Below are 17,701 nucleotides of genomic sequence, written 5' to 3' on the forward strand. Positions count from 1 at the left end.
AACAGGCATAAAATCAGGTATCTTAATTTTATCATATAGTATCCTGCCTTAATGTTTCAGAGCGGCTCTCTGTAAATTAAAACTGCCTGCAATTTACCATCTGGTATTTTGTTTATATAGGTCATTGCTGAAATTTATCTGATTTTGGGGAATTGGCAGGTATTCATTGCTAATTTTCTAAAAGATGCAGAGTGCAGTTTTTCTGGCAGCAAAATAGCCATCTGTAAAATATGCTATTTGTCATCACGACATTTCGTGACCGGTTTTCATTTTCTGCGAAATGCAAAGATTTAGAATATCTTAAAACAGGTCACACGCAGCTAATAATCAAATATTTACAAATGGCATAGAAAATGGTTTCATAAGTAATGAGTTGAAACTAAAACGTTAAAACCATGAAAAAGACCAACCAAATCCTTGTTAGTACAATCATTTTAAGTGCTCTTGTAGCGCAAGGTGCACTGAGTAGTGCGCAAAACGCGTCGTCAGATGAGTCTATCCGTCCCTTTCACGTAAACATCCCGAAAGCGAAACTTACCGATCTTAAACGCCGCATTTTAGCAACACAATGGCCGGAGCGTGAAACTGTAAATGACCAATCGCAGGGCGTACAGCTTGCCACTATCCAGGCTTTAGCACAATACTGGGCCACAAGCTATGATTGGCAAAAATGTGAGGCAAAAATGAATGCCATTCCTCAATTCATCACTAATATCGATGGGCTTGACATTCATTTTATCCATGTAAAGTCGAAACACAAAAACGCTTTACCCATCATTATCACACACGGCTGGCCGGGTTCAATTATTGAACAGTTAAAAATTATCGGCCCCCTTACTGATCCTACCGCATACGGAGGCAAGGCCGAGGATGCTTTTGATGTGGTTATTCCATCACTTCCGGGATATGGCTTTTCGGGTAAGCCAACCGCAACCGGCTGGGACCCGCAACATATTGCAAGGGCATGGGTGGTGCTGATGAAACGTTTGGGATATACGCGGTTTGTAGCGCAGGGCGGTGACTGGGGCAACGCTGTTACAGAACAAATGGCGCTGCTAACCCCTCCCGGCCTGCTTGGCATTCATACCAATATGCCTGCCACAGTTCCGGCCGATGTTGCTAAAGCACTCCAGTATAACGAACCACAACCGTCAGGCCTTTCAGATGATGAGAAACATGCCTGGGACCAGCTCGACTTTTTTTACAAGCACGGCCTGGGTTATGCTAACGAGATGGCTAACCGGCCGCAGACCTTATATGGAATCCAGGATTCGCCCATAGGCTTGGCCGCCTGGATGCTTGATCACGATGGGGTCAGTCTTGCACTCATGACACGCGTTATCAACGGCGAATCTGAAGGCTTAACCAAAGACGACATTTTAGACAATATTACGCTTTATTGGTTAACAAGTACAGCCACTTCGTCGGCGCGCCTCTATTGGGAAAGCAAACTTGCTTTTTTTGCGCCAAAGGGTATCACCATCCCTGTTGCGGTGAGCGCTTTTCCTGATGAGCTTTACCAGGCGCCCAAAAGCTGGACAGAACGGGCTTATCCTAAATTGATCTATTACAACAAACTTAACAAAGGCGGTCACTTTGCAGCATGGGAACAGCCCCAAAAATTTGCAGAAGAAATGCGGGCATCATTTAAAACGCTTAGATAATTCAAAGTATAATATATATCAGTTTATAAAAAACTTTAAAATAATGGAAAAAGAAAGCACCAGTCCACAAGTGGACACCCCAACTGAAAAGGTAGTGTACACTGCCAAAACACATACCACAGGTGGCCGCGATGGCGGATCATCACGCACTTCAGACGGTCGTCTGGACATTAAACTTTCAATCCCCGGTGGCCCGGGCGAGGGAACTAACCCCGAGCAGTTATTTGCCGCAGGCTGGTCGTCATGCTTCTTCAGCGCCCTGAAAATAGAGGCTGCCAAAAGGAAGATAAGGTTTCCGGCAGATGCCTTTGTTGATGCAGAAGTAGACCTTTGCCTTACAGGCGAAGCCTATTCTTTGCAGGCACGTCTCAACATCAGCCTGCCAGGTGTCGACCGCGAAACAGCTGAAGCCCTGGCGATGGCAGGACACGGGACTTGCCCTTACTCTAAAGCTACACACGGTAATATCAAAGTGGAAACTATTGTGCTTTAAGCCACACATCGTCAGAAATTAGCCCGCTGATGTTATAAAGCGGGCTTCTTCATTGCCCGGAGGGCTAAAAACTAAACCAAATAAACAGTTAAATTATGAAGATCAATAAAATTCTGTTTGTTGTTACATCTCATGATGAGTTGGGCAACACCGGTAAAAAAACAGGCCTGTGGATTGAGGAATTCGCAGCACCTTATTATAAATTTCATGATCTCGGAAAACATATTGTTATTGCATCCCCAAAAGGAGGCCAGGCCCCTATCGACCCCAAAAGCGATCTTCCGGAAAATAAAACCGAGGCTACAAAGAGATATTACAGCGATAAGGAAACACAGGATAAGCTAAGCAATACAGTAGCATTGAACACCGTTTCAGAAAGTGACTTTGATGCTATATTTTACCCTGGTGGCCATGGCCCCATGTGGGATTTGCCCGACAATCAGCATTCTATAAAGCTTATAGAATCGTTTTACAATAACGGGAAGCCGGTTACACTGGTTTGTCATGCTCCTGTAGCTTTAAAAAATGTAAAAACTCCGGATGGCGAATGGCTGGTTAAAGGCAAAAGAGTAGCCGCCTTTACCAATACCGAAGAGGAAGCCGTGCAACTGACCAATGTAGTGCCCTTTCTGTTAGAAGATATGCTGAAAGAAAGGGGCGCAAATTTTCAAAAAGGCGAAGACTGGTTGCCTTTTGTAACCCGCGAAGGTTTGTTGATCACAGGCCAAAATCCGGCTTCATCTGTTTTGGCTGCTGATACCTTACTTGATTATTCGGAAAGATTGTGAGCTAAACTATCGATAGCTAACGCAGCAGATAATCCCCCTCATGTTAGCTATCGATAAAAGCTAAATTTACGCACTGCCTTTACAAATACAATCGTTAATGTGCATCCGGCACTTCTACCTTACCTGGTTTTACTGCGGCACGCTTTTTTATTGTCATGATCACCAGAGGGATACAACAGGCATTTAAAATAGCCAGCAGCAGGAAAGCATCCATATAGCTAAGCAGGTAAGTTTGCCTGATAATTGTGTTTTCTAAAGCACCGATTGACTGTTGCAGGGCACGCAGATAGTTGGCCCCATGTGCTATAAAATTATTGATAAAGGACTGCCGGCGTGCTATGGTAAGTGGATCGGAAGCAGTTACGTGTGTAATTAATGACATCCGGTTATCGGCCGCCCTGTGCGCTATATAGGTATTAATCAGCGCGATACCGAACGAGCCGCCCATTTGCCGCATCATGTTATTTAGGGCTGCTCCCTGCGGAATATCGGACGGTTTAAGCTCTGAAACAGCCAGCGCGGTTAACGGTACAATGAGCAGTGCCGCTCCTACACCACGGCAAATCAGGGGAATAAAAAAATAAGCGCCCCCGGTTTCGAGGTTCGAGCCCGACATCATAAAACCAAAAACAGCCGATAAACCGAAACCCAGGATAATAAGATATTGAGGCCGGATCCCGTTTTGAAGCATTTTACCTAAAAACGGCGAGATCATGGCAGCCATGAGTGTTCCGGGCAACAGCATAGTACCTGTTTGGAAAGCAGAGTAGCCAATAATGCGCTGGGCATACAATGGAAAAACAAATACGGCGCTGAATAAACCAAAACCCAGCACAAAGGTCATAATAGCCGAAATAGATAAAGTTGTACTTTTCAGTACCCGCAGATTGATAACAGGGTGTTCGATCCGGAGCTCCCACCAGATCAGTATTGCTAAACTTAAAGCGGAAAGTATAGTGAGCACAATGATATAACCTGCAGCAAACCAGTCATCGGTTTCGCCCCTTTCCAGCACTACCTGCAGGCAGCCAACCCCTACCGCCAGTAAAAAAATCCCAAACCAGTCAATGCTCCGGCCATCGGTTGAAGGCTTGCTGGGTTTCAGGTAAATGTATGATAACAAAGCAGCCATTAACCCTATAGGGATATTTACATAAAAAATCCATTGCCATGACAAGTTATCTACAATATAACCACCCATTACCGGGCCTATAGATGGGCCAATGATAATACCGAGACTGAAAATACCGCTGGCCGTTGCCCGTTCCTTCACCGGGAAAGTTTCAAACAGGATCGACTGTGAGGTTGATAATAACGCACCGCCGCCTATGCCCTGCAAAAACCGGAAGGCAACAAGTTCCCAAAGATTATGTGAGAACCCGCATAGCGCCGAAGCGAGTGTAAATAAAAGGATGGAGCTAATGTAATACTGCTTCCGGCCAATTTTCTCGGCCAGGAAGCTGGTCATGGGGATGATGATCACATTTGCTATAGCATAAGAAGTAATAACCCAGGCCGTGTCTTCAAGCGACGCGCCTAAATTGCCGCTCATCGTATTGATCGATACATTCACAATTGTAGTATCGATAAGCTCTATAATGGTTGAGGTGATAATCGTCACCACAATGATCCATTTTCTGAAACCTGTTTCCATAAAGCAAAAGTACCTTCACTCATTGCGCAAGGGCTTATAGTATTCAAACAGGAATTTATACAATTCAAACAATGGAAGTTTTATTAATCATTAAAAAGTCATAAATATTTATAATAATCAAATAAACATTAACTTCGTTAATGCAAACAATCGAAACGCTTGAAGAATTTTACAGGCGCCATCCTGTAGACAATCAAAAAACATTTGCCGAAAACAATACCGGGCAGGGACACTTTAATGTGTTTATGCGTAAGCCCTGTATGGTGCGCACCCCGTTTACCCGTCGCGATTTTTACAAAATAGCACTCGTTATCGGCGACGGAAAAATGCATTATACCGATAAAGAGGTAGTAGTGAACAAGCCTGCCCTTGTGTTTTCCAGCCCGTCTGTAACATCTTCCTGGGAATGCAGTACGGGGCCGCAAAGCGGCTGGTTCTGCCTGTTTACACAAGCTTTTATAGAATCAGGCGACGCCCAAAATGCAGTAAAGGATTTCCCTTTGTTTAAAGCCGGCGGCGGTCATATTGTTTTTCTTACCGAAAGTCAGCAGGATTTTTTGTCGGCCCTGTTACAAAAAATGATGGAAGAAATGGATTCCGAATATCCAGGTAAATACGACCTGCTCCGCAATTACCTGCGGATCCTGATGCACGAGGCTTTAAAAATAAGCCCTTTAGCCCCTGCCGAAAACAATACAAATGCCCCGGCGAGGATCACCAACCAGTTTCTGGAATTACTGGAAAGGCAGTTTCCTATTGATTCGCCCGGCCAATATCTTAAACTAAAAACAGCCAATGATTTTGCAAGCTGCCTGGCCGTACATACCAACCACCTAAACCGCTCGGTTAAAGAAATTACCGGCCAAACAACCAGCCGGCATATCTCTGTGCGCATTTTGAAGGAGGCACAGGCCTTATTGAAACATACCGACTGGAGTATTGCCCAGATTGCCGCCGGGCTTGGGTTTGAAGAACCTGCTTACTTCACCAATTTTTTTAAAAAACATACAGGTATTTCTCCTGCCTTATCCCGGCTGTCAAATAACTAATAAATGATAAATTACAACCAACAGTCATTATCAAATCGCTATTATCATAAATCAGCTATCATTGCATCGTTAATTTGCACATTAATAACTATACCTAATACATTGACGGGGCCATGCTAAACATTCAATTTTAAAAGTAAGGCATTTAAAACTGATTTAGCTATCACTCAATATATGTTAAAAGTTTTTGTTGCCGGCTTGCTGTACCCCTGCAATAAAACTCAACCTCGATTAAAAACAATTGATTATTAATAAATTACAGCAAATAGTATTGCTTAAAATTAGCAGATACACTTGAATATACTTAATTTTAAAAAAAGATTGATGCATACAAGCTCTCAACCGAAAACGAGAAGAGCTGATATGATACGAAAGTGCAAACTGATTATACCCTGTTTCCTTTGCATCATTTCAGTAAGGGCGCAGGAAATCACCCGGCGCCATGCTGATTCTTTGCTTTTACAAAAGGAAGCCACAGGTTCTGCTGCCGTTCGGCTCTCGTCGGTATTACAACTCGCGGAGTTTTTCGCTCATCTGCGCCACCCTACCCCCGCGCAATTAGATAGTGCCTCTTACTTTATCAATCAGGCCGAACAACTTAATCACCGCTTTCCGCAAGCGGAAGCTAACTTTCGCATTGCATTGATCCGTTCTGCGTTTTATAAATCAAAAGGTGAGCTAAAAAGCGGCAGGGTGTTACTTGAACAAACCATACAGAAAATCAAGCAGGCGCGCAACTGGCCGTTGCTTGGTAAAGCTTATTTTGAGCTATCAGAATATTATAGCCAGGATTTCCTGCAGCAAACAATGGTTTCCCGCATTTATTTTCTGAACCAGGCTGTCAACGCTTTTGAACGTACAAACCATTTGGTTGAGCTTGCAAGGTGCTACCGGTTATTAGCCGACCTGCACCAGATGATGAATAACTACACCATGGCCTTTGCCGAAGCAAGAAAAGCATTAACCTACTACAAGCAGGCACATTATACAGAAACACAAGGGCTTTATGCTTTACTGGGCAGGCTTTATTATACCCAAGGCGATTATAGAAAGGCGATAGATTATGAATTTAAAGCCCTCAAAATTGCCACGGCAAGCAGTGCAGACAATGTAAGGCTAATATGCCAGATCAATAACAACCTGGGCTATGATTTTATAAAGCTTGGTGATAACAAAAAGGCTATCACTTATTTTTCACGCGCTTTGGAAATTGCTAAAACCGAAAAAGACAATGCAACCATATACCTGCTTGCGGGCAATATAGTTGATGTTTACCTCCGGATGAACCAACCTCTAAAAGCCAAAACTTTTTTAACTCAGATAACTCAAAAATTTATATATCCTTCCGGAAAATTATATGAAGGAGGTGATGAGGTAAGTCAAACCTATCTTAAAATTTACCTGGCATTAAAACAGTATGATATAGCTAAACACTACTGCGATGAGTTGGTCCGCCGAACTAACAACCCTAACCTTAATACATATGCCCGGAGCAGCTACTATGAACTGATCATAAAGTATTACACCGCAACCGCCGGATTCGCTGAAGCACTAAAATATCTCAAGCTGAACCAAAATCTATTGCAAAAAATTGGCAATGACAATGATCTTGGCACTAATGAAATTCTTTGGTTTCACCTGGATACCTCCCGGCGGCAGTATCAATCGGCTATTTACCACCTTATATCAGCCAATACCATTAAAGACTCTATTTTTAACAGCACCAAAAGTAAACAAATAGAGCAGCTGCAAATTGAATATGAAACGCAGCAAAAAGAAGAAACAATCGCGCTTTTAAACCAAAAGAGCACGCTTGAGCAGGCCAATTTACGGCAGGCTAACCTGGTTAAAAACCTTACTATCGGCGCTATATTTTTATTGCTGATCATAGCCATTTTATTATTCAGGCAAAATGTACATAAGCAAAAGAATAATGAAGTGATCACATCCAAAAACACCCTGCTGGAAGACCTGCTGCAACAAAAAGAATGGCTGTTGAAAGAAGTGCACCACCGTGTAAAAAACAACCTGCAAATTGTAATGAGCATTCTGAATACGCAGTCGGCCTATTTACAAAATGATGTTGCCCTTGAAGCCATTCGCGGCAGCCAGCACCGGGTAAATGCTATTGCGCTCCTGCACCAGAAACTTTACAGCGGGGCCACCGCAGCTCTTGTATCCATGCCGGCCTATATTGCCGAATTAATTGATTACCTGAGCGATTCATTTGATACAAGTTTCCGGCATATTAAAATAAGGCAGGTATTAGATCCACTGAGCCTTGATCCGGCCATTGCTGTGCCTATTGGTTTGATCTTGAACGAAGCGATCACCAATGCTATAAAGTACGCTTTTGACCCTGATGGCGGAGAGATCCTGGTGAGCCTGTTTGTATCCGATAATGGTCAGGCTATTTTAAAAGTATCCGATACCGGCCGGGGCCTCCCACCCGATTTTGATTTTAATGAAGCTAACTCCCTGGGCATGGAAATGATGAAAGCACTTGGTAAACAGCTAAAGGGGAAATTTGCAGTTGAAAACAGTCATGGTGTTACACTAATGATAACTTTTCCTATTGAACAAAACCGGGTGGAAGTTTTTGAAGAAAAGGATTATTTCAGTACACTCTGATAATTACAATTTAACCTTTTGAATGGTAATTATTTTATCCCAGGTAATCGGGTGGATACAGCTTTTGACCATATTTTTCCGCTGCAGATTTCAACCTGGCCAAATCTTCTTCAGTTAAAACAGGCGGGGGCAAAAACGTTCCTGCTGCAACCGGGGTCCCTATTGTCTCAAAAAACTCATCCAGTCCTGAAGGGATAACCGTGCACAGCATGTGGGCAATTGTATTACCTGTATTTTTGAAACAATGTACCTCCCCGCCTTTTGGGATATTTACAAAAGAACCTTTTTTTGCAGTATACGGCCCTCCTTCAGTTTTAAATTCAATCTCACCCTCAATTACATAAAACGATTCCTGGATCCCGTCATGGGCATGCGGCCCGGGCCCACCACCCGGCGGTACCAGCATATCAATTACAGCATAAGCGCCACCTGTTTGCTTACCCGAAATAATGATCCGGTAAGCATCGCCAACCACAGCAAGTGTTTGGCCCTCATTTTCGTTTACGGTTATGATATTGTGTGTCATTATAAAAGCCTGTTAATGTGTATACTAACCTAACCAATATTGGCTGCATTAGTTTATAAAAATCTTAAATTGCATATGCCTATTAAATAAACCGCAATGAAAAATAACATCCGATTAATAAAAAGCATTTTTGCATTGACTATAGTCTTTTTTACGGCGCAGTCCTTTTATTACCGTTATCAAAAAAACACTTCAACATCATCGGCATTCCTGTATAAAGGCACAGTTAAACGGGCTGTAGTTTGTGGTTTTGTATACAATGGTGCGGATAGTATTCCGGATATCCCGGCATTAAAGGGTTGGGGCAATTACCAATGGAAAATTACCACCACATCAGATAGTGCACAATTTTATTTTAACCAGGGCATAAGCATGTATTATGCTTTTCATTCTATCGAAGCAATAGCATCTTTTATCAAAGCTACCCGTTTTGATCCAGAATGCGCAATGGCCTGGTATGGAAAGTCGTTGGCTATGGGGCCTACTATTAATTACCCTAACGGCTATGCCCCTCCTGCCGACGCTTATGAAGCTTCTGAAAAAAGTAAAAAACTAAGCCCCAACTGCACTCCGCTCGAAAAGGAACTTATTACGGCCATGCAGCAACGCTACAGCAAGGATAGTACTGTTACAGTAAAGCAGCTAAGAACTAATTATGCCGATGCCATGCAGGTGGTATATTTAAAGCATCCTAAAAATGCCGAAGTATTAACCTTGTATGCCGATGCATTGCTGCTACTCCATCCCTGGGACCTGTATACGCATGATTTTAAACCCAAACCCTGGACCCCTCAAATCCGTTCCCTTTTAGAACAGGCCATAGCTATTTATCCAAAACACCCCGGAGCTAATCATTTTTATATCCATACCATGGAGGCTTCCGCAACACCGCAAATGGCTTTGAAGAGCGCACATTTATTGGATACCCTGATGCCGCAGGTATCACACATAACCCATATGCCTTCGCATATTTACATCCGTACCGGTAATTATGAACAGGGTATTACAAATAATACCGCGGCCGTTGCAGGTTTTAATAATTACCTGAAACAGTATAGCCCTGTAGTAAACGGAGATATTTTATATAAGATCCACAACATCCACCTAAAAGTAAATTGTGCACAAATGGCCGGCAATTACCAAACAGCGCTCAGCGCCGCTTACGACGTGAGGGCAACGATAACGCCTTATTATTTAGGCGCTAAGGGTGCCGATGGTAATTTTTTCCAGTACGTTTATATGCAGCCGGTGTTAACCGCAGTCCGCTTTGGTAAATGGGCGGATATTTTAAATATCAAACCTGTTGATACACTTGTTTATGCATCGGTATTGCTGCATTTTTCGAAAGGGTTGGCATGGTGCAGCAAAGACAATGCTACAAATGCCAGGCATGAGCTCAAATTGCTGGAAACCAAAATGCAGGACCCGTCATTAAAAGCACCGATAGATAATTTCAGCAGCGCCTACGAATCTGCAGGAGTCGCCCGCCTTATATTACAAGGCTGTATTGCCGCTGCCGAAAAAAAGCACAATGCAGCCATTAATATTTTACAAAAAGCCGTTACTGCAGAAGATAACCTGATCTATAATGAACCCCGTGACTGGCCACTGCCCGCAAGGCATTATCTTGGCAATGCTTTGTTAAAAGCAGGCAGGTACAATGAGGCTATAGCTGTATTAAATAAAGACCTGGTAATTAATCCCAACAATGGCTGGGCATTAACCGGGCTTCAACTGGCCTATCAAAACACAAGCAATACCATAGCTTTAAATAAAGTAAAACAACAATTAAAAACCGCCTGGAAAATAAAGGATATAGCGATTGATAAGCCTGTATTTTGATGTGTGTTTACATTTCATGGTTGATAACGCCTACCCGGGAAATAAAAAATAACATTGTTTTAAAATGTTCCCGGTTTTGATTCGTCTGCATTATTAAGGATGAATAAATTAATCATTTTAATAAATAACAACATGAAAACACAGGCAATAACAGCCCTGAACAACCGGCATTTGTGGGAGGGCATAGACGACTAAAAACATAAATTGACCAGGGTTATTAGCGGCTGGTGCTGTATCTTAGCGCCATGATGGATTATAAACTGGAAGCAGCAAAAGCCGCTTTAACCTTGATAGCCCCCAATCAAACTATTGGCCTTGGGGCCGGAAGCACAATAGCTCATTTGGTTAATATGTTAGCCCAAAACCAGGAGCTTGCTGCTTCATTAACATTTACCTCATCATCATTTAAAACAACACAGCTGTTAAGCAAATACGGCTTGCGGATTCAATCGCCCGCCCTGCTCAATAAGCTCGACATCTACTTTGATGGCTGCGATCAGTTTGACAGTGAGCTAAATGCACTGAAAAGCGGCGGCGGCATCCACACTACCGAAAAGATACTGGCTTCAATGGCACAGGAATTTATTTTGCTGGGCGATGAAGGGAAATTCAGTCCTCAGCTTAATGCAACATATCCGCTGGTTATTGAGATCATGCCGCAGGCTTTACAAATTGTACTTGCAAAACTGGCTGCCTTATTTCCGCAAGCCACGCTTACCCAGCGCATGAGCACACAAAAAGACGGCGCCCTGATATCAGACAACGGCAATATGCTGGTTGATGTACAATTTACTGAACTGCCCCAACCGGCAAAATTAAATACGCTTGTTAAAATGATACCGGGTGTTGTTGAACATTCTTTATTTTACCAGATAGCAACAAGGGCAGTTATTGCAGGCGAAAATGGCATCCGGACTATAATGCCTCAGCGATAAGCGGTTAACCAGCGTTATTTAAAACTGTTATACCTTTTATGGTACAAACGCCATAATTAAAATGGTTTAAAAGCTGCAGCTGAACATCCCATAAATTAAACCCGGTATGAGGATATACGGAAGAGTTAAAGCCAAGCTCAATTTGGTTAACCCGCATAATGGCTATTATCCTTGCATCAATTTCGGGACGGATATAACCTTGTGCAATACCTTTTTTTAAAAGCTTCTCAATGATGTTTACCAGGAAACCTGTTTTAAACTTCAGGTACAGTCCCCAGCCTTCATAATGGTACTTTTGCAAATCGTACATTACGGCAGGGTTCATCCGTGAAAAGATCTCACCTGTACACCTCGTTAGCTCCATCATTTCATCTATCATATTGCCCGCATCACTGATGATAGCGCAAAGCATTGCCTCATCATCGGCAAGACGCTTTTTTACCAGTGCGGTAACAAGCTCATTTTTATCCCTGAAATGCTGATATATTGTTTTTTTGGAGATGCCCAGGTGCCGGGCAATATCATCCATGGTAATGCTTTTTATTCCCGCTTCAAGAAAAAGCTCCTCGGTCCCGGTTAAAAGCCGATCCTTATCAATCATCTCTATCTCTTTTCATTACAAAGTTATCGAAGCGGCAATCCCCCGGATGGCATCCTGCAGGATCTGCCTGTTCATATTTTCATCACGGGTAAGCTGGATCATATTAATAGCTATCAACCCATGAATCACCGACCAATAGGTATAATATTTTCTTTGCACTTCTTCGTCACTTACTTCCCGGGGCAAATATAATACACGTATCACTTCCGAAACCATTTGCGGAAAAACTATTGCTTCGGCTATCTGGTTTTCTACCGGGCTGCAGCCGGTGCCAACAGAAAACATAAGCTGGTAAAGCTCCTTATATGTACCTGCAAAATTCCAATAAGCCAGCCACATAGCCTCCATTTGTTCCAGGGCTTCGCTATGTGCTTCTTTTGCTACTTTTACCATTGCGGCCAGCTTCATGTGCCCCTTACGGGCAAGCTCAATGTATAAAGCTTCCTTGTTTTCAAAATACTCGTAAATGGCGGGGGCTGTATATTCGATATGATCGGCAAGCTTTCGCATACTTAACGCATCACAACCATCACATTTAATCATATCCAGCGCTGCGTCCAGTATTTTTCGGCGGGTATCGTCCTTTTGCCGTAATATCCGTTCTTTACTTCCCATGTTTTAACCTCTCCATTACAAGCAGAATTTAATTTAAATAATTCATTAACAAACAATTAACTGCAATTAAAGTATTAATGCAGTTTATAGGTGATGGTATTGTAACAGGTTTATATAAATATCAATTAGTTGGCATAGATAATAAATGTTTAAACAACTTCAAAATATGTCAAAATCACCACGACAATAAAAAAGCCCGGCTGCTGAATTGCAAACCGGGCTTTCACTATTAATAGGGGAATTAAATACTGTTTATTTCCAGCCGCCGCCCAAAGCGCGATAAAGGTTAACTATGGATTGCAGCTCCTGCAAACGGTCATTAACGCCGCTTAACTGGGCAGCAAGCAGGCTTTGTTCGGAAGTTAAAACATCGGTATAATTTGTAGCCGAGCTGTAACGCAGCAACTCCTTGGTATAATCAACCGATTTTTCAAGCGCCTGTAACTGCTTAGCCCTGGAGCCTTGCTTTTCAATAGCATTTTGATAAGAGAACAGCGCGTTGGTTACCTCCTGCCCTGCTGTCAGCAACGATTTTTGATAGGTATAATAAGCTTCCAGTTGCTGGGCCTGCGCCGTTCTTAAACGTGCCCTGTTTTGCCCTTTGTTGAAGATAGGCTGCGTAATGCCACCAACAAAGTTGTAAAATATGGAATGATCAAAAAAGTTCTTCAGCTGTAAAGTCGACAAGCCTGCCTGCCCGGTAATGGTAAGCTGCGGATAGAAATAAGTACGCGCCAGGTTGGTATTTTCAAAAGCACTCCTAAATGCAAACTCAGCCTCCTGCACATCCGGGCGATTTTTCAATAATTGTGAGGGAATACCAGTTTTTAGGTCTGCTACAGGTCTTTGTTCGTTCAGAGTTGTACGTTTGATGATGCCCGGAGCCCTTGCCAATAAAATACTTAAAGCATTCTCAGCTTCTCGGATACTTTGTTTAAGATCGGGAATAGTAACCTCTGCAGCATAACGGTTAGCCTCGCTTTGTACAACAGCCGCGCCATTTACAACCGCGCCTTCTTTCAGGGCTTTTACAGTTTCTACATCTTTTACCCTTATGGTAAGCGTTTGCTGCGTGATTGCCAATTGCTGATCGAGCGCCAACAGGTTATAATAAGCGTTTGCTATATCGGCTATCAGTTGAGTTTGTACAGCCCTTTTAGCCGCATCACTTTTTAATAAATCAGCCAGTGCCGCTCTTTTGGCACTGCTCAATTTACCCCAGATATCGGCTTCCCAACTGGTATTCAGAGCTGCCTGGTAAGTGGTTGTTTTCAGGTTAAATGAGCTCGCAAACTCTGGCGGGAAGTTTAAACTTGCTGCCGATGTTTTTGCCCTTGTGGCAGATGCGCTTCCTTCCAGGCTTGGCAGATATGCTGCCTTACTCTGGTTAAATGTTGCCTGGGCCTCATTAATACGCTGTACAGCCGTTTTCAGATCGAGGTTTTCGCGCAGGCCTTCCTGGATCAGGTTTACCAACACTGTATCAGAAAAAAGCTGGTTTACCGGCATGTTAGCCATTGATGTACTATCGCTGATGGTGGTATCCCGGTACAGCTTATCGGTATTTACTACCGGCTGCTGGTATTTTTTTGTAACACACGAGGCAAATACCGCCGTTGCTGCCAGCGTAGCCAATATTTGTCGTTTATATGAATAGATCATTTTATGCTTCTTTATTGTTTCTTAAAAATTTGGCCCTTAGGCCACTGTTTCTGCTTCAACCTCAATTTCTTCTCCAACCGGTGGTTTGCCGCTTATGCGTTCCTGCAGTGATTGGAAAATGATGAACAGCACCGGGATCACAAACACACCGAATATGGTACCAATCAGCATCCCTCCTACAGCACCTGTACCTATCGAACGGTTACCCTCGGCACCTGCTCCGGAGGCAAGCATCAGGGGCACCAAGCCCAGGATAAAGGCAAAGGAGGTCATCAAAATAGGCCTTAAACGGGCAACTGAACCGTCGATAGCTGCCTGCACAATACTTTCGCCGTTACGCCTGCGCGCTACAGCAAACTCAACTATCAGGATGGCGTTTTTGGCCAACAGACCAATAAGCATGATGAGGGTGATTTGCAGGTAGATATTATTTTCAATCCCGAAGATCCTGGCGAAGATGAAGGCACCGGCCAAACCAATCGGCAGTGAAAGCAATACCGCAAAGGGCAGGATATAGCTTTCGTATTGGGCACTCAATAAAAAGTACACGAACACCAAACACAACAAGAATATGAAAATAGTTTGGCTGCCGCTGGAAATCTCCTCGCGGGTAAGGCCTGAAAACTCAAATCCGTAACCGGCAGGCAATGTTTTGGCACCAACCTCTTGTATAGCTTTAATAGCATCACCGGTACTGAAGCCAGGTTTTGGCGCCCCTGTTACCGAAATAGAAGTAAACAAGTTAAAGCGGTTGATAGACTCCGGACCGTAAACCCGCTTCAGTGTAACAAACTCAGATATAGGCGCCATGGTATTATTGGCATTGCGCACATACATATTGTTCAGGCTGCCGGTGGTGCCCCTGTAAGCGGCATCGGCCTGGATCATTACGCGGTATTGCTTGCCAAACTCGTTAAAGTTAGACGCATAAACACCACCGAAATATCCCTGCAAAGCGCTCAATACCGAGTTTACGGTAATACCCGCATCCTTACATTTAGCCACGTTAACATCAACCAAAAATTGCGGGAAGTTGGTATTAAAGAAGGTAGACGCATATTGGATTTCGGGACGCTGGTTCAATGCACCAAGGAATTTACCGTTTATTTCGGCAAATTTTACAATGTCGCCCCCGGTTTTATCCTGCACCTGGAACTCGAAACCGCTGCTGTTACCAAAGCCTTGTAAGGTTGGCGGAGCAAAAAACAGAACGGTAGCACCTTTAACGCTGGCTGTCATGCCAAAAAGTTTACCGATAACTGTGTTAATATCCGTTCCCTTGGCAGTACGTTTTTCCCAGGGTTTCAGTTTGATCATGATCAGGCCGTATGAGCCGCCCGCACCGCTCAAGATCCCCTGACCGGCAACCCTGATCGTCGACTCCACCTCGGGCAGGGACCTTATCATGCCCGATACCTGGTCGATAACCTGGGTGGTACGCTCCAATGATGAAGCAGGAGGCAACGATACATCGCCAATAATAAATCCCTGATCTTCATTAGGCACAAAACCCGATGGGGTTGTTTTAAGCAGGAACCAGAAAATCAAACCAAAAACTGCGATCCCCGCAATAGCAATCCATTTTTTAGCAGCAAGAAAGCCAACCGATTTTTTATACTTACGGGTAAGCGTATCAAAGCTGGTATTGAAAGCCGTATAAAACCGCTGTAAAAGACCTGTTTTATGATGCTCTCCCTCGGGATGGGGCTTTAATAACAACGCACATAATGCCGGGCTTAATGTTAAAGCGTTTACTGCTGATATTAAGATCGCGATAGCAAGCGTTAAACCAAACTGTTTGTAAAACACCCCGGTTGAGCCGGTAATGAACGAAACCGGGATAAACACCGCCGCCATTACCAGCGTGATAGATACGATAGCCCCGCTGATATCATTCATGGCGCTGATGGTAGCTGCTTTTGCAGATTTGGCACCATGATCCAGCTTGGCATGTACTGCCTCGACCACCACAATGGCATCATCTACCACAATACCAATAGCCAGCACCATGGCAAACAGCGTAAGCAGGTTAATGGTAAAGCCAAACAATTGCAGAAAGAAGAATGTACCAACAATGGCCACAGGCACTGCAATAGCCGGGATCAGCGTTGAACGGAAATCCTGAAGAAATACGAATACTACGATAAACACCAGTATAAAGGCTTCAATCAGCGTATGTACTACTTTTTCTATCGAGGCATCTAAAAAGTCGTTAACGCTAAAAAGAGAAGTATAGCTAATGCCCGTAGGGAACGTTTTTGAAGCAGCCTCAATGGTTTGTTCGCAGTTTTTAATTAACTCATGCGCGTTTGAACCCGCCGTTTGGTAAATGGCTATAGCTACTGCAGGTTTGCCATTCATGGTAGTAGCGTTGGCATAACTTTGCGCACCAAGCTCTACCCGTGCAATATCCTTCAGGCGTAATAGTTGCCCCTTGGTTGATGAGCGGATCACGATGTTTTCAAACTCGGGCACGCTTGTAAGCCTGCCTTTGTACTTCAACACGTATTGGAACGACTGGTTATCGTTTTCTCCAACTTTACCCGGCGCAGCCTCAATATTCTGCTCGGCAAGGGCGTTGTTCACGTCATCGGGCACAAGGCCATATGTGGCCATTACATCAGGCTTCAACCAGATACGCATGGAGTAATCCTGTATACCGAATGATGACGCCTCGCCTACACCATTGATACGCTTGATCTGCGGCAGCAGGTTAATGTTGGCATAATTTTGCAGAAATTTCTCGTCATAGCTTTTATTGTCACTCGCCAGGGTAAATACCATCACCATACTGCTTTGTCGTTTGCTGGTGGTAACACCGGCCTTTGTAACTTCTGCAGGGAGTAAGCTGGTGGCTTTTGATACCCTGTTCTGCACGTTAACTGCCGCCAGATCAGGATCGGTACCTTGTTTGAAATATACCGTGATAACTGCACTGCCATCATTACTTGCGGTAGAGGTCATGTAGGTCATTTTCTCTACGCCGTTGATTTGTTCTTCAAGCGGTACAATAACGCTTTTCATCACCACTTCGGCATTGGCACCCTGGTATGATGCTGATACCTGCACCGTAGGCGGCGCTATATCGGGGTATTCGGATATGGGCAAGGTTGTAAGGCCCAGGATACCCAGTATTACTATAATTACCGATATTACGGTAGATAGTACTGGTCTTTCAATGAATGTACGTAACATATTGTTTATATTGATGTCAGGAAAAAGATCCCCGGCAGATGCTTTG

Annotated in this window: 13 protein-coding genes; 7 read left to right on the plus strand and 6 right to left on the minus strand. The window is 43.6% G+C overall.

All coding sequences use genetic code 11. The annotated features are described in order from the left end of the window. Positions 1-395 precede the first annotated feature (395 nt). The 3 genes from ACFFGT_RS08745 to ACFFGT_RS08755 all read left to right on the plus strand — a co-directional run bounded on the left by ACFFGT_RS08745 (position 396) and on the right by ACFFGT_RS08755 (position 2,945). Positions 396-1,664 (plus strand): epoxide hydrolase family protein, encoded by a 1,269-nt coding sequence (locus tag ACFFGT_RS08745; protein ID WP_377022140.1) that lies wholly within the window; start codon positions 396-398, stop codon positions 1,662-1,664. Positions 1,665-1,707: 43 nt separating this feature from the next. Beyond that, positions 1,708-2,157, plus strand: a complete 450-nt coding sequence (locus ACFFGT_RS08750) for an organic hydroperoxide resistance protein (RefSeq protein ID WP_377022141.1) — start codon at positions 1,708-1,710, stop codon at positions 2,155-2,157. A 95-nt stretch (positions 2,158-2,252) separates the two neighbouring features. Continuing rightward, the gene (locus tag ACFFGT_RS08755; protein ID WP_377022142.1) at positions 2,253-2,945 is read left to right on the plus strand and encodes a type 1 glutamine amidotransferase domain-containing protein; all 693 of its coding nucleotides are present in this window, start codon (positions 2,253-2,255) and stop codon (positions 2,943-2,945) included. A 94-nt stretch (positions 2,946-3,039) separates the two neighbouring features. On the opposite strand, the gene ACFFGT_RS08760 is transcribed toward ACFFGT_RS08755, so the two are convergent. Continuing rightward, positions 3,040-4,599 (minus strand): DHA2 family efflux MFS transporter permease subunit, encoded by a 1,560-nt coding sequence (locus tag ACFFGT_RS08760; protein ID WP_377022143.1) that lies wholly within the window; start codon positions 4,597-4,599, stop codon positions 3,040-3,042. Positions 4,600-4,739: 140 nt separating this feature from the next. Here ACFFGT_RS08760 and ACFFGT_RS08765 point away from each other — a divergent pair, with 140 nt between their 5' ends. Together ACFFGT_RS08765 and ACFFGT_RS08770 are read left to right on the plus strand one after the other, a co-directional pair. Further along, entirely contained in the window at positions 4,740-5,648 is a 909-nt protein-coding gene (locus ACFFGT_RS08765; RefSeq protein WP_377022144.1) for a helix-turn-helix domain-containing protein, read from the plus strand. Positions 5,649-6,011: 363 nt separating this feature from the next. Then, positions 6,012-8,279 (plus strand): tetratricopeptide repeat-containing sensor histidine kinase, encoded by a 2,268-nt coding sequence (locus tag ACFFGT_RS08770; RefSeq protein WP_377022145.1) that lies wholly within the window; start codon positions 6,012-6,014, stop codon positions 8,277-8,279. A gap of 34 nt (positions 8,280-8,313) precedes the next feature. On the opposite strand, the gene ACFFGT_RS08775 is transcribed toward ACFFGT_RS08770, so the two are convergent. After that, positions 8,314-8,805: a cupin domain-containing protein gene (locus ACFFGT_RS08775; RefSeq protein ID WP_377022146.1), complete on the minus strand. Its 492-nt coding sequence runs from the start codon at positions 8,803-8,805 to the stop codon at positions 8,314-8,316. A 96-nt stretch (positions 8,806-8,901) separates the two neighbouring features. Here ACFFGT_RS08775 and ACFFGT_RS08780 point away from each other — a divergent pair, with 96 nt between their 5' ends. Together ACFFGT_RS08780 and rpiA are read left to right on the plus strand one after the other, a co-directional pair. Continuing rightward, the gene (locus ACFFGT_RS08780; RefSeq protein WP_377022147.1) at positions 8,902-10,647 is read left to right on the plus strand and encodes a tetratricopeptide repeat protein; all 1,746 of its coding nucleotides are present in this window, start codon (positions 8,902-8,904) and stop codon (positions 10,645-10,647) included. 245 nt (positions 10,648-10,892) lie between these two features. Beyond that, entirely contained in the window at positions 10,893-11,582 is a 690-nt protein-coding gene (gene rpiA / locus ACFFGT_RS08785; protein WP_377022148.1) for a ribose 5-phosphate isomerase A, read from the plus strand. 4 nt (positions 11,583-11,586) lie between these two features. Here rpiA and ACFFGT_RS08790 read toward each other — a convergent pair whose 3' ends face one another. From ACFFGT_RS08790 to ACFFGT_RS08805, 4 genes are all read right to left on the minus strand, one after another. Then, positions 11,587-12,183 carry a TetR/AcrR family transcriptional regulator gene (locus ACFFGT_RS08790; protein WP_377022149.1) on the minus strand — a complete coding sequence of 199 codons (597 nt, stop codon included), beginning with the start codon at positions 12,181-12,183 and terminating at the stop codon, positions 11,587-11,589. Positions 12,184-12,198: 15 nt separating this feature from the next. Next, on the minus strand, positions 12,199-12,798 hold the full coding sequence (locus ACFFGT_RS08795; protein WP_377022150.1) for a TetR/AcrR family transcriptional regulator: 600 nt from the start codon (positions 12,796-12,798) through the stop codon (positions 12,199-12,201). 252 nt (positions 12,799-13,050) lie between these two features. Continuing rightward, positions 13,051-14,460, minus strand: coding sequence for an efflux transporter outer membrane subunit (locus ACFFGT_RS08800; RefSeq protein ID WP_377022151.1), 1,410 nt, complete (start codon positions 14,458-14,460; stop codon positions 13,051-13,053). Between the two features lie 36 nt (positions 14,461-14,496). Further along, positions 14,497-17,655, minus strand: coding sequence for an efflux RND transporter permease subunit (locus tag ACFFGT_RS08805; RefSeq protein ID WP_377022152.1), 3,159 nt, complete (start codon positions 17,653-17,655; stop codon positions 14,497-14,499). Positions 17,656-17,701: the final 46 nt, after the last annotated feature.

The organism is Mucilaginibacter angelicae (assembly GCF_042434235.1).
Lineage (GTDB): Bacteria > Bacteroidota > Bacteroidia > Sphingobacteriales > Sphingobacteriaceae > Mucilaginibacter > Mucilaginibacter angelicae.

What these genes read in the sequence shown, in the direction of transcription:
- ACFFGT_RS08745 (WP_377022140.1), top strand. Translation starts at nt 396, where the DNA reads ATGAAAAAGACCAACCAAATCCTTGTTAGTACAATCATTTTAAGTGCT.
- ACFFGT_RS08750 (WP_377022141.1), top strand. Translation starts at nt 1,708, where the DNA reads ATGGAAAAAGAAAGCACCAGTCCACAAGTGGACACCCCAACTGAAAAG.
- ACFFGT_RS08755 (WP_377022142.1), top strand. Translation starts at nt 2,253, where the DNA reads ATGAAGATCAATAAAATTCTGTTTGTTGTTACATCTCATGATGAGTTG.
- ACFFGT_RS08760 (WP_377022143.1), bottom strand. Translation starts at nt 4,599, where the DNA reads ATGGAAACAGGTTTCAGAAAATGGATCATTGTGGTGACGATTATCACC.
- ACFFGT_RS08765 (WP_377022144.1), top strand. Translation starts at nt 4,740, where the DNA reads ATGCAAACAATCGAAACGCTTGAAGAATTTTACAGGCGCCATCCTGTA.
- ACFFGT_RS08770 (WP_377022145.1), top strand. Translation starts at nt 6,012, where the DNA reads ATGATACGAAAGTGCAAACTGATTATACCCTGTTTCCTTTGCATCATT.
- ACFFGT_RS08775 (WP_377022146.1), bottom strand. Translation starts at nt 8,805, where the DNA reads ATGACACACAATATCATAACCGTAAACGAAAATGAGGGCCAAACACTT.
- ACFFGT_RS08780 (WP_377022147.1), top strand. Translation starts at nt 8,902, where the DNA reads ATGAAAAATAACATCCGATTAATAAAAAGCATTTTTGCATTGACTATA.
- rpiA (WP_377022148.1), top strand. Translation starts at nt 10,893, where the DNA reads ATGATGGATTATAAACTGGAAGCAGCAAAAGCCGCTTTAACCTTGATA.
- ACFFGT_RS08790 (WP_377022149.1), bottom strand. Translation starts at nt 12,183, where the DNA reads ATGATTGATAAGGATCGGCTTTTAACCGGGACCGAGGAGCTTTTTCTT.
- ACFFGT_RS08795 (WP_377022150.1), bottom strand. Translation starts at nt 12,798, where the DNA reads ATGGGAAGTAAAGAACGGATATTACGGCAAAAGGACGATACCCGCCGA.
- ACFFGT_RS08800 (WP_377022151.1), bottom strand. Translation starts at nt 14,460, where the DNA reads ATGATCTATTCATATAAACGACAAATATTGGCTACGCTGGCAGCAACG.
- ACFFGT_RS08805 (WP_377022152.1), bottom strand. Translation starts at nt 17,655, where the DNA reads ATGTTACGTACATTCATTGAAAGACCAGTACTATCTACCGTAATATCG.